The organism is Persicitalea sp. (genome assembly GCF_041751555.1).
Classification (GTDB): domain Bacteria; phylum Bacteroidota; class Bacteroidia; order Cytophagales; family Spirosomataceae; genus Persicitalea.
The window spans coordinates 1-13,098 of sequence record NZ_JBGSXF010000706.1 but is presented as its reverse complement, the minus strand read 5'-3'; the positions used below and the strand labels follow the sequence as shown (position 1 = coordinate 13,098).

Genomic DNA, 13,098 nt, shown 5'->3' with positions numbered 1-13,098 from the left:
TGCCTTGGTGGTGGCCTTTGCGGGCAACAAGCGGCAACTCTTATCACGCGTCCGGCGGGTACTGGGCGTGGCCGAGCCTTCGTCGCGGCGGTTGGCGGGGTACCTGCCAATGGCGGTGGTGCTGCTTTCGCTGAGCGTGGGGGCGTCGGTGCATGCTTTTCAGGGGGAAAAATCAGAAAAGAAGCCGCAATTATCCCGAGTGAAAATTGTGAAGAGTCAAGAAATAGAATCAAATGCTGATACTCTTATAGAGCATCAAATAGAGGTTCGGATTGGAGAAAAGGCTGACATCGAGGAAGATGTTGAACTGGCCGTACAGCAGGAAGGGCATACTACCTTAATTGAATGGGGTCCTGTCAAAAAGATAGCTGGGCCGAACGGCGAGCCTCTTTATATAAGTGAAGCAAAAACCGTCGTCAATACTCTTAATAGACAAGCCACCGACAACGACACTCTCCAAAAGAAAATGGCCGAGTACCATGCCAAAATGGAAGCCCTGCAAAAAGAGATGCAGCCTCATCAAGAGCAGATTCAAGCCCTACAAAAGCAAATGGAACCGCTCCATCAGCGCATCGCCGACCTGAATCTGCAAGTACAGAAAGAGCATTTTGCGGTAGAGCGTTTCCAACGCGAGGAGGAGAAATTCGATTGGAAAAAAGACCAACTCATGGAAGCCCGCCGTCAACTCATGGAAAAGCGCCAGGCGGTGATGTACCCCAAAAATGGGCAGGCCAAAGCCGCCGACACGGAGAAACAACTGGCCGACTTTGAAACCCAAATCAAAGCCAAAGAACAGGAAATCAACGCCCTAAACGAGCAGATCAAGCAGAACCGTGTTCAATCGAAGGAAGCCGAGAAGCCGATGGATAATCTAAATACCGAGATGGAAAAAATTGACCGCGAGGCGGAAGTATATGACCGCAAGATGGAGGAAATCAGCAAAAAAATGGAAGTCATCGGCAGAAAAATGGAAAAAGTGGCCGAAGAAATGGGGCTAGAATCCATCAATTTTATCAATTATAATTCTAACTCGTCATCGAATACTCGTACCATCCGCCCGCCAAGGCCTTCGGCTCCGGCGGCACCTACCAGGACGATTCGTGGCGCCGCCGCTCCGAGTCCCGCTCCGGCTCCCTCCGCGAAGTCAGTACCTGCGGCCCCATTCTCAGCGGTTCCTGCCGCACCCAAGGCACCCACCGCGCCGCCTAAGAAAAAGTAGGGCAGCGAATCGACGTTTTTCCCATCATTTTCGTTAGTAGGGGCAATGCCCTCACGCGAAATGCCCGGAAAATCAAGAAAGAAACTATTTTGGTTCGTCCATCTGCTTGGCCTGTACGCCTGGGGGGTGGACGCGCCACTTTTGGCCCAAGCAGATACCACGGAGAAGCAATCGAACTTCGGCCTTGTCGCAAGTCTCGATTTCCGGCGAACCAATCTCAAAGACCGACTGACCATCATCAATGGCGCCGTGGGCGGTATTCGTTTCGGGCAGCGGGGACATATGCTTTTGCTCGGCTACCACTGGCTTGGCTACGATGCCCCCACCCGGCTCATCAACTGGCGCGGCTGGTTGCCGCATAGCCTGAACCCCACCGCCATCACCACCACCGATGCCCGTTTCGTGAGCCTGAGCTACTGGTATCCGATCGTGCGAACCAACCACTGGTTTATTTCCCTGCCCGTGGAACTTGGTTACGGCGGCGAAACGACGCGCTACATCGGCAGCATCGCTCCCGAACCAGGCGTAACTCGTTTTCAGTTGGCTCAAGCGGGCGTTTTTTGTAATTATCGGCTCGTTTCCTGGCTGGGTGTGAGTGCGCGCGGCGGTTATCGCCAGGTACTTGACGACCCGGCGTTCAGCCAGCGGTTTTCGGGGCTGTATTACAGCTATGGCTTGGGTTTTTACCTGGTTCCGGCCTACTACTCCTTTCGCGATTGGCGGCGCAAACGACTGAAAAAGAAAAGCAGTCATTGAACGGCTGCTCTTCTAATCGTCAATTAGCCACGAAGGGCGCTTGTCGCACGTAGGTGTCGTTCGTCAACTGCGCCACGACAAAACGCGCCAGTGCCGAAGCACTCACCGCCTCGCCGGGACAGTCTTCCAGACTTACTTTCACGTCTTCCTCGGCTTCTGTCAATTGAATCCACGGCAACCGAACCAGTACCCAAGCGGCATCGCTTTCGGTCAGCTTCTGGTACTCGACCTGCTTGTCGGCGGTAGTTTTGGGGTAATTCGCCCGCATATACTCGGTTCCGGCCTGAGTCGCACCCGTCTTTTGGTCAAAAGGCGTGTCCACGTTCAGCCCCGTGAGGGAGATGTAGCGCGTTATATTCCATTCCTGCATGGCCCGAAGGACGTTCCCGGTCGCGATGCTGAAAATGGGTTCTTTCCCGGCTCGGAATCCCACCGCACTGACGACCGCCCCACAACCTTCCTTAAGCGTACGCACGGTTTCGTAGTCGCGGGCGTCGCCCTGAATTACTTCGATGTCTGGGTTTTCAAAGGAGAAGTCTCCGGGATTCCGAAGGAGAAGTTTGAGGGGAAAATCTTGGCGAAGTAGTTCTTTGACAAGGTATTTTCCAGCTTTTCCGGTACCGCCGATGACGGCGATTTTTGCTTTTTGATTCATGATTTTTCCTGATAAACATTGAAAAAAGAAGATTCAACCCGGCCAGATTTCGATCGGCGGGTCGAGCGGTTAGGGCTTATTGGTAAGCCACTAACTTTGGAGTCAATATGTATCAGGAGAATAGAATAGCGCGAAGATAGGGGAATTATCGAAAATGGGTTGAGAAGAAACGGTGCTTTCTTTTCTTTGTATGAAACTCCAACTAGTTCCCAATTTCATGAAAAAGCTCCTCCTGCTCCTTCTTGTTTGCTCTTCCGCTTTCGCCCAAAAACAAAAAGTGTGGCTCGACGCCGACACAGGCAACGAAATGGACGACGTGTACGCCATCGTCCGGCTGCTGTGGGCCGCCGACCGCGTGGATGTGGTAGGCCTTAGTTCGGCGCACTTCAATAACGCCGACCTCGTGACTTTTGAGAAATGGAACCAGTACGCCACGTCCGGCTTATCCCCAATCCTGGTGAGTCAGGCCCTCAACGAAGAGATTCTGAACACGATGGGTTTGCAAAGCATCCCGCATCCGCTGGGAGCTGATCGCCAAATGGGTCGTGCCTGGGGTGGTTTCCAGCCACGCCCGTCGGCGGCGACGGAAAAGATTTTTGAAGTAATAAAATCCTTGAAGCCTGGCGAAAAGCTGGATATTCTGACGCTGGGGGCGCTTACGAATGTTGCTTCGCTCGTCGCATTGGATTCGACGGTAAAGACCAGGATCCGCGTCTTTTCGTTAGGCGGCGGTTACGATTTTGCCAAGAGAGCCTGGAATAAGAATGAGTTCAACGTCCGCTGTGACCTCAACGCCTACGACTACCTGCTCAACCGGGCCAACCTCGACTGGACGATCATGCCGATTCACTCCGTGATGCACTACCAGTTCGACCGCGAGACGATATACGAACGCTTCGCCGACGACAACCCCACCGAGCAACTTATGGAAAAACGCTGGCGGGAAACCAACCCGCAGGACACGAAGCGCACGCTCTGGGATTTGGGCCTGGTGCAAGCCTACCTCTTACCCGACTTCGCGCCCGTCGCCACGGTGGCCGCGCCACCCGAAAATCAGCAGCCGACCGTCAAGATTTTTACCAAAATAGACGCCCAGGGCATGGATGCGGATTTTTGGGAGAAAGTGAAACTACACCGCTAGAACCTCGCCTCGCCCACTACAATCCCCCGGTTATCTCCTTCAATTTATTGAAAAAACCTTTCTTCCGCTCGGAGCCGATGCCCCAGTCGGCGGGGATGCTCTGGTAGCCTTCAGCGAAGCCCTCGTCCTTCATCCGGTAATCGAAGTAGCCCCAGGAAGCGTAGGCTTTCACGGCGTTGATGAAGTTGTTTTCGGCTTTATCAAAGTCGAAATGGTCGTCTTCGTTGTACACGATCGGCTGACCGTAGTAGCCTTCCACGTCGCGGGTCTTCTTGACCTGTTCCGTAATCTTGGCCGGGTCTTTGATGCCGTTGCCGTGCAGCAGAACGTAATCGGCGACCTTCACGACGTTGGGTTGCGGCACCACGCCGCCACCGTAGCTTGTGCTAACCAATAAACGGTAGTTGTTCTTCTGCTTCTTCTTGACTCGTTCAATTAATTCATGGACGCGCTCGGGTTGCAAAATTTTGTGGTCGTAGCGCACATTGCATTCGTTATTGACCTCCACCAGCACGTTGCGGTAGCCTTGCTTGAAAATCCAGTCGGTGGCATTGTCCACCGCGTTGATTACTGCCTTCTCGTCAACCAAATTTTCATCCTGTCCAAAATAAAAGTACCCCAGCATCACGACCATGTGGAGTTCGTCGGCTCGGTCGAGGATGCGTTTTAAGCGTTTCAGGTAGTCTTTGCGCAGATTGCCCTTTTTGTCAAAAGCCGAATTGATCCAGCCGTTGTTTCCGTAACCCAGCGGACTACCACCCTGCAAATTGAGCGTGAAAGAATTCAATCCGTAAGAATACCACAGCGGCATGGCGGCCACAAATTCGTCGGTATTGCGGTCGGGATCCCATTTTTTGGTGTCGGGATAGACGAACCTATCCCGCGTTTCGGGGTTCAGGTCGTCGAAAATCCCCTGCACCATACGGGAGTTCATCAGCAAGCCCTCGATTTCGTGGCCTTGCCAGGTGCGGCCTTCGTAGGTGGGGCGGCCATTGATGTAGAATTGCCCGTCTTTGATGTCCACGACGGTATGGGGCTGGGCGTAGGCGGCAGTATTCAGGAGAAAGAGAAAGGCGGCAATTAATTGTTTCATAGCTTGTTGTATGGTTTTATCGGTCGTGCCTACGGCACTTTTTGTGAAGGTTTTTGCTCTTGATCCCCGGATTGAAATCCGGGACGGTCCGCCGCGCGGCTATTGATTCGTGCGTGCCCATGTTCGTGCGTGCCTATGGCACTTTTTGTTCAAAGCCTCATTTTGCCTTAAAACTACCTTGTTTCATCCGATTTTTCCTAACTTGTTTCCCCGGTAAGTGAACTCACGCTGGTACGGCTTTTGAAAAAAGGTTTGACACGATGTTGAAACAAGCCAACGCAAAACTCATAAACTTTAAACCGGGCGGCGCACCGCTCATAAACTCATAAACTCCCTTTATGGCCCAAAAGCACACCCCACTCGACGACAACCTCCATTGGTACAAAGATGCCATCATATATGAACTCCACATTAAAGCTTTCCGCGACGGTAACGGCGACGGCATCGGCGATTTCCAGGGCATCATGGAAAAGCTGGACTACCTCGAAGACCTGGGCGTGACGGCTATCTGGCTGCTGCCGTTTTACCCCTCGCCCCTGCGCGACGACGGCTACGACATCGCCGATTATTACTCGATAAATCCTTCTTACGGCGACATTGAGCAGTTACAGACCTTCATTGAGGAAGCCCACAAGCGCAACCTGAAGGTCATCATCGAACTGGTTATCAACCATACCTCCGACCAGCACCCCTGGTTTCAGCGGGCGCGGAAAGCGGAGAAAGGCTCGCCTGAGCGCGAGTACTACGTCTGGACCGACGACTCGACACAGTACAAAGACGTTCGCATCATTTTTCTGGACACAGAGACCTCCAACTGGACCTGGGATCCCGTGGCTCAGCAGTATTACTGGCACCGCTTTTTCCACCACCAGCCCGACCTCAACTACGATAGTCCGCTGGTGCAGAAGGAAATTTTCGAGATTCTTGACTACTGGTGCAAGACGGGCGTGGACGGTTTCCGGCTCGACGCCGTGCCGTACCTCTTCGAGCGCGAAGGCACCAACGGCGAGAACCTGCCCGAAACCCACGATTTCCTGAAAAAAATCCGGGCACACGTGGACAAGCACTACCCCGGTACCACGCTATTGGCCGAAGCCAATATGTGGCCCGAGGACTCGGCCTCGTACTTCGGCGAGGGTGAAGGCGACGAATGCCACATGAACTACCACTTCCCGGTGATGCCGCGTATGTACATGGCCCTCCAAATGGAAGACCGTTACCCGATTATCGACATTTTCGAGCAGACGCCCGAAATCCCGGCTACCGCACAGTGGGCCATGTTCCTGCGCAACCACGACGAACTGACGCTGGAAATGGTCACCGACGAGGAACGGGATTATATGTACAAGTCGTATGCCAAGGATCCCAAGGCGCGGATCAATCTCGGCATCCGCCACCGCCTGGCTCCGTTGCTGGACAACAACCGCCGCAAGATCGAGCTGATGAACTGCCTGTTGTTTTCGCTCAACGGTACGCCCGTGATTTACTACGGCGACGAAATCGGCATGGGCGACAATTTCTACCTCGGCGACCGCGACGGCGTGCGGACGCCCATGCAGTGGTCGCCCGACCGCAACGCGGGCTTCTCCGAAACCAATCCGCACAAGCTTTACCTACCCGTAATCCTCGATCCCGAGTACCACTACGAAGCCGTGAATGTCGAGACGCAGCGGCGCAACACGTCGTCGCTGCTGTGGTTCATGAAGCGGATGATTACGATGCGCAAGAAATTCAAGGCGTTCAGCCGCGGCGACATGGAATTCGTGTGGGTGAGTAATCCCAAGATTCTGGCCTTTACGCGCAGCTACGAAGACGAGACGATTCTTGTTTTGGTGAATCTGTCGCGCTACACGCAGCCCGCCGAGCTGGATTTGTCGGCCTACAAAGGCTACCTGCCCATTGATGTTTTTAGCAAGAATCGCTTTCCTGTCATTAAGGAAGACGACCCCTATTTTTTCACGCTCGGTTCGCACGGGTACCAGTGGTTTTCGTTGGAAAAGGCCCATCCCGAAACGGACAGCAAGCAGCCTAAGCCCTCTTTCAAACTGAAAAGTTGGGCCGCACTTTTGCAGAAAGATTCCATCAAGACGCTCGAAAGCCGTATTTTATCCAAGTACTTACACAGTACGGAATGGTTCATCGGCAAAGACCGTACGGTCATCAGTACCGAAATCGCAGAGTCGGCAGAACTGGATTTGGGCGAACACAAAGCCTACCTGCTGCTGCTGGAAGTCCAGTACGAAAGCGGTTTGGCCGAGCATTATCAATTGCCCGTGGCCTTCGTCACCGATGAAGTCTCGGCCGAAATAGCCGAAGACAGCCCGTCGGCCGTTATTGCGCACCTAAAAATAGGAGATGAGGAGGGACTTTTGGTAGATGCCTACTATACCGAAGATATGCAGCAGCGAATGCTTCGGCATTTCCTCAAAAAGGCTCCGATGAAGCTGAAAAACGGCAGTCTGAATTTCTCGACCCATAAGGCTGACAAACTACCCGAGCCGGAGGAAATGAAGACTCGGACGCTCAGCACGGCGCACGAAACGATCATTTCTTACGATGATGAATACGTGCTCAAGCTCTACCGCCGGGTAGAAAAAACTGCCCATCCCGACGCCGAAATCACTAAGATATTGACCCAAAAGTCTCATTTTCATTCCATGCTGCCTTTTTCAGGGAGTATAGATTGGAAAATCGGTCGGGATAACTACACCTTGGGCATCTTGCAGGAAGCGCCTGAAGGCAACGTCAACATGTGGAAGTTCATGCGGGAGCGCGTTAACAACTACTACGAGCGTGTACTGTCGCTGGAACACGACAACTGGCCCGAGCCCCTGGAAGGCCGGGCGATGCTTACTCCCGTGGCCCATGATAACATTCCTGACGATTTCCGCGATCTGTTCGGTGGCACGGTCGTCGGTCCGACCCGAATGCTGGGCGAGCGACTGGGCGAATTGCACCTGGCCCTGTCCACCGTCGATGCGCCCGACTTTGGTTCAGAAGGTTTTTCGCTACATTACCAGCGCTCATTGTACTCGGGCTTGCAGTCGCTGGTACGCGAGACGTTCCAGAATCAAGAAAAGAATAGCAAGAAGCTACCAGCGAACGTGCAGGCGGATGCCAAAGCCATCATGGCCCGCAAGAACGAAATACTGGCTTCGCTGAAAAGAATTTACGAGAAGAAAATGGACGCGGTCAAGATCCGCATCCACGGGGGATACACGCTGGACAAAATCCTGTACACGAGCAACGATCTGGCTATCTGCGAATTTGGCGGGAACCCGATGCGCAGTTTCAGCGAACGCCGCCTCCGCCGCTCGCCCCTGCGCGACGTGGCCGATATGATCGAGTCGCTGCACTACGCCGCCTACGCCAGCTTGATTTTCAACGATCAGGTACGCGAAGAGGACATTCCCAAGCTGACGCCACCGACCGAACGCTGGATTCAGGCCGCCTCGGGCATTTTTCTGGAAGCTTACCTGCGAACCGTCAAAGGCAGCGACTTCATCCCCGATGACTCGGACGACCTGAATGTCCTGCTGGAAACCTACCTGCTGGAAAAAGCCCTGTTCGACCTCAACGGTGAACTAACCCAGAGGCCGGATTGGGCTACGATTCCCTTGCGGATTTTTAAATCATTATTAGGGTAGAGACGCGATAATTCGCGTCTTGTACTCGCAGTGACAATCCAATAGCTTTACGACATTATTCAGTTACTAACAAAGGATGACTACTCCCTTGCCATGTCCTATCTAAACCTCGATTCTATAAAAGCCCGCTCGTACGACGCCATCGTGATCGGCACAGGCATCAGCGGTGGCTGGGCGGCCAAAGAACTGACTGGCAAAGGACTGAAAACCCTCGTACTGGAACGTGGCCGTGATGTTAAACACAATGTGGATTACCCCACGACGAACATGCAGCCGTGGGAATTTGAGCATTTGGGACAGCCGACTCTCGCCGAACGAGAGGCCAACCCGATTGCCAGCAAGCACTACATTTTCAAGGAAGACGCCATGCACTTCGTCATGAAGGACAAGGTACATCCTTACGTGCAGGACAAGCCCTTCGACTGGATGCGCGGCTATCAGGTAGGCGGACGGTCGCTGTTGTGGGCGCGGCAGGTGCAGCGCTGGTCGGACTACGACTTCGAAGGCCCGGCCCGTGACGGTTTTGCTATCGACTGGCCCATTCGCTACGCCGATCTCGCGCCTTGGTACAGTTACGTAGAGAAGTTCGCGGGTATCTCGGGGCGCCGCGACGGCCTGCCCCAACTGCCCGATGGTGAGTTTTTGCCTCCACACGAAATGACTTGCATCGAGAAGTATTTCAGCGAGCAGATGGCTAAGCATTACAAGGGAACACGGCCTGTTATCATTGGCCGATGCGCCCATATCACCGACCCGCAGCAAATCCATTACGATCAGGGCCGGGCCAAGTGCCAGCACCGCGTGCTTTGCCAGCGCGGGTGTCCGTTCGGGGGGTACTTTAGTACCAATTCCTCGACGCTGCCGTGGGCGATGAAAACCGGCAAAATGACGCTACGGCCGCACTCGGTGGTGCATTCGATCATTTACGACGAGAAAAAACGACGCGCCGTGGGCGTGCGGGTGGTGGATGCCAATACGAAGGAAATGATGGAGTACTACGCCAAAATTATTTTCCTGAATGCCTCGGCGATCAATTCTAACCTGGTGTTGCTCAATTCTACCTCGAACCGCTTCCCCAATGGCTTGGGCAACGACAGCGGGGTACTGGGTAAGTACATCGGTTTCCACAACTACCGGGGCCGGGTGAGTGCCGACTACGACGGCTTCCACGATACTACCACCGAAGGGCGTCGGCCCACGGGCGGGTACGTACCGCGTTTTCGGAATGTGTTCAAGCAGGAAACCGATTTTCTGCGCGGCTACGCTACTTCTTTTCATACATACAAGAAGAACAATTCTACCGCCGGGCTGGTGGGTGAAGACTTGAAGCAAAGTCTCCTTGCTCCGGAGCAGGGCGGTTGGGGTGCCAATGCGCAGATGATGGGTGAAGTACTGACCAAGGAAAGCAACTTCATCCGGCTGGACCCGACTCTGAAAGACGACTGGGGTATTCCACTACTGCGGATGTCGGTCGACTTCGACGACAATGACCGCAGGATGGTGCAGGATTTTTACGAACAATTTACCGAAATGTTCACGAAGGCGGGCTTTACCAACATCAAAACCAGCGACACGGGCCGCTTCCCCGGCAGCGAAAACCACGAAATGGGTGGCATCCGCATGGGTCACGATCCCAAAACATCCATGCTCAACCAGTGGAACCAACTCCACGCCGTGCCGAACGTCTTCGTAACCGACGGCGGCTGTATGGTGTCCACGGCCACGCAGAACCCCTCGCTAACTTATATGGCCATTACCGCCCGCGCCGTCGACCAAGCCGTGGCGGAAATGAGGAAGGGGAATTTGTAAGGAATGCGTGTGGTGCGTTCATTTGTCATTCTTTCAAGATCATTTCAACTCACTTTTTTTTCAAAACTCAGATTGCATGAAAAAAATGCTACTCCCGCTGTTGTGGACGGTTTTATCCCTGACCACCGCCCACGCCCAATCAAAACGCAATGCCAAAAGCACCCCCGCCGATCCTGCCGCCAAGCTCAAACAGGAAGTCGCGCTCAGCGTCGAGCAAAATGCCAAACTGGGCCAGGAAATCAACGATATGCTATTCAGTTTTGCCGAACTGGGTTTTCAGGAAGAGGAGACGGCGAAGTACCTGACCACGCTCTTGGAGAAAGAAGGTTTCACCATTCAGCGCGGCATTGCCCAGATGCCTACGGCCTGGATCGCTACGTGGGGCAGCGGCAAGCCCATCATCGCCCTCGGCTCCGATGTGGACTGCATCCCCAAAGCGAGTCAGAAACCTGGTGTGGCCTACCACGATCCGCTGGTCGCGGGCGCTCCCGGCCACGGCGAAGGCCACAACTCGGGGCAGGCGCTCAATATCATTTCGGCTCTGGCGGTCAAGAAAATCATGGAGCGTGAGAAGATTTCGGGTACCCTCATGCTGTGGCCCGGCGTGGCCGAGGAATTGGTCGGTGCGAAGGCGTACTTCGTCCGCGACGGCTATTTCAAGGATGTCGATGCCTGTATTTTCACCCACGTAGCCAGCAACCTCAGCGTCGGTTACGGCGATGCGGGCAACAACGGTCTGATTTCGGTAAAATTCATGTTTGAAGGACAAGCCGCCCACGCGGCGGGTGCGCCCTGGCGCGGCAAAAGCGCCCTCGATGCCGTGGAACTGATGAACGTTGGCTGGAACTTCCGCCGCGAACACCTCGAACTCACCCAACGCTCGCACTACGTAATCCCCGACGGCGGCGATCAGCCCAACGTGGTACCTTCCAAAGCCTCGGTCTGGTACTACTTCCGCGACCGCAGCTACCCTAAGATCAAGAAGCTCTACGACATCGGGATGAAGATGGCCGAAGGTGCCTCGCTGATGACCGACACGAAGTTCACCTACGAGGTACTTGGTTCAGCCTGGCCGGGGCATTTCAATCAACCCATCGCCGAAACGCTTTACGAAAATATCAAAAAGGTGGGTCTGCCAACCTGGGACGATAATGACCAACTTTTGGCCAAAGCGGCCCAAATCGAGATGGAAGCCAGTAAGATCGAAGGTCTGGACATGAAACTCGACACCATCGGTCTGCCCGCCGATATGCCCGTGGCCTCGATGGGAGGACAAATCATGCGCTCGATGGGCGGTGGCTCCGACGATATCGCCGATATCTCGTGGGCCCTGCCAACGGTGGTGCTGCGCTACCCGTCGAATATCCCGAACCTACCCGGCCACCATTGGTCCAACGCCATTTCCATGGCCACGCCCATCGCCCACAAAGGCATCGTGGCCGGAGCGAAAGCGGAAGCCATGACGCTCATCGACATGCTCACCAAGCCCGAAGTCCTGAAAAAAGCCTGGGCTTACTACCGCGACGAGCAAACGAAAGAACTGCAATACACGCCGCTGGTCGGCCCGAAAGATTTTCCGGCGACGTACTTGAATAAGGAAATCATGGCCGAGTTCAAGCCTTCTTTGGAGAAGTATTATTACGAACCGGGTAAGTACAAGACGTATTTGGAGCAGTTGGGAATCACGTATCCAACGGTCAATGACACACAACGGGCGAAGATCAAGGAGTTGGAGGCGAAAAAATTGGAAGCAAAAGGAAAGTAATCAAGACAATTGTTTTCTCTGATTTTAACAAATGACCGAAGGCAGGTATGAAGCATTTAGATTTTCAAAACGCATCGAAGATCCGAAAATAAAAGCCCGTCGTGCGATCGGAGGTAACGGCGAAGTCCAGCCGTGTGTAGAGGTTCATTTGGCGGTTGATTAGCACCCGTAGTCCCGCCCCGCCGCTGAAACGGGTAGTCGAGGCGGAGAAATCCTTTATTTCGGGTGCTACGCCTCCGGCACTGACGAAGGCCGCCGCCACCAGAAACCGCCCCAGATTGCGCCGATATTCGGTCTGCGCCGACCACAACTGCCCGTCGCGAAAACGCCCTGATGTATAACCCCGCATGATGGTATAGCCCCCCAGGCGTGGCAGGTCGTGAAAAGGCACGCTGCCTTGGGTAAACTGCCCGATGCCCTGCACGGCAATGAGGTTTTTAGCATCCAGCGGGAAGTACTTTCTGAGGTCCAGAAACTGCTCTTTATAGTCGAACGAACTACCTAGTCCGGTGAAATGCTGGCGATAGTAGGCATTGACGTACCAGCCTTGCGTGGGGCTGAACGCATCGTTGCGGTAGTCCCAAAGTACACTGGGCCCAATGCCGACGATGCGGTTGGCTTCGCCGCCCAGGAAAGGGTCAATTTCGCTCACACGCTCTATATTGTTGAACTTCACACTCCGCACATCGCTGAAATATGAAGTTATCCCCAGAAACAATTTCCCCTTGGTTTTTCGGTAAAAATCGCCCTGAAAATAGGCGCGGTTGTAGCTGGCGCTGAGGTAGTCTTCCTCGGCAAGGGTCTGATTTCCCACACCCCAGAAATTCTCTGAAAATATGACGTATCCCCCTTTCCCGCGCAGAAAGTACTTCTCGTCTTTGGTAAAAACCTGCCAGGCGGGTTCTACCACGAGTTGGCGGCGGGTGCTGTATAGCGCCTGAATCCAGGTGTAGGAATTACGGGTGGTCGTCAGCGTATCGGCGTTGAAAAAGTAATCGACCGAAAGCCCCGCC

The 13,098-nt window shown here is 54.1% G+C and carries 9 protein-coding genes; 6 read left to right on the top strand and 3 right to left on the bottom strand.

Going from position 1 to position 13,098, the window contains the following annotated elements; all coding sequences use genetic code 11:
* Both ACEW8P_RS24680 and ACEW8P_RS24675 read left to right on the top strand, forming a co-directional pair.
* A partial coding sequence (locus tag ACEW8P_RS24680) for a hypothetical protein (protein WP_373515726.1) occupies positions 1-1,219 on the top strand: 1,219 nt, incomplete at its 5' end.
* A 45-nt stretch (positions 1,220-1,264) separates the two neighbouring features.
* Positions 1,265-1,975 carry a hypothetical protein gene (locus ACEW8P_RS24675; protein ID WP_373515725.1) on the top strand — a complete coding sequence of 237 codons (711 nt, stop codon included), beginning with the start codon at positions 1,265-1,267 and terminating at the stop codon, positions 1,973-1,975.
* Between the two features lie 19 nt (positions 1,976-1,994).
* Here the strand turns inward: ACEW8P_RS24675 and ACEW8P_RS24670 are convergent, their stop codons facing one another.
* Positions 1,995-2,630, bottom strand: a complete 636-nt coding sequence (locus tag ACEW8P_RS24670) for an NAD(P)-dependent oxidoreductase (protein ID WP_373515724.1) — start codon at positions 2,628-2,630, stop codon at positions 1,995-1,997.
* Between the two features lie 217 nt (positions 2,631-2,847).
* Between ACEW8P_RS24670 and ACEW8P_RS24665 the strand changes: the two genes are divergently transcribed.
* Entirely contained in the window at positions 2,848-3,771 is a 924-nt protein-coding gene (locus ACEW8P_RS24665; RefSeq protein ID WP_373515723.1) for a nucleoside hydrolase, read from the top strand.
* A gap of 16 nt (positions 3,772-3,787) precedes the next feature.
* Here ACEW8P_RS24665 and ACEW8P_RS24660 read toward each other — a convergent pair whose 3' ends face one another.
* Positions 3,788-4,864, bottom strand: coding sequence for a hypothetical protein (locus ACEW8P_RS24660; protein ID WP_373515722.1), 1,077 nt, complete (start codon positions 4,862-4,864; stop codon positions 3,788-3,790).
* 338 nt (positions 4,865-5,202) lie between these two features.
* On the opposite strand from ACEW8P_RS24660, the gene treS reads away from it, so the two are divergent.
* The 3 genes from treS (at position 5,203) to ACEW8P_RS24645 (ending at position 12,085) form a co-directional block, all read left to right on the top strand.
* On the top strand, positions 5,203-8,511 hold the full coding sequence (treS, locus tag ACEW8P_RS24655) for a maltose alpha-D-glucosyltransferase (protein WP_373515721.1): 3,309 nt from the start codon (positions 5,203-5,205) through the stop codon (positions 8,509-8,511).
* 93 nt (positions 8,512-8,604) lie between these two features.
* Positions 8,605-10,320: a GMC oxidoreductase gene (locus tag ACEW8P_RS24650; RefSeq protein ID WP_373515720.1), complete on the top strand. Its 1,716-nt coding sequence runs from the start codon at positions 8,605-8,607 to the stop codon at positions 10,318-10,320.
* A 76-nt stretch (positions 10,321-10,396) separates the two neighbouring features.
* Entirely contained in the window at positions 10,397-12,085 is a 1,689-nt protein-coding gene (locus ACEW8P_RS24645) for an amidohydrolase (RefSeq protein ID WP_373515719.1), read from the top strand.
* Positions 12,086-12,149: 64 nt separating this feature from the next.
* Here ACEW8P_RS24645 and ACEW8P_RS24640 read toward each other — a convergent pair.
* A partial coding sequence (locus ACEW8P_RS24640; protein WP_373515718.1) for a BamA/TamA family outer membrane protein occupies positions 12,150-13,098 on the bottom strand: 949 nt, incomplete at its 5' end.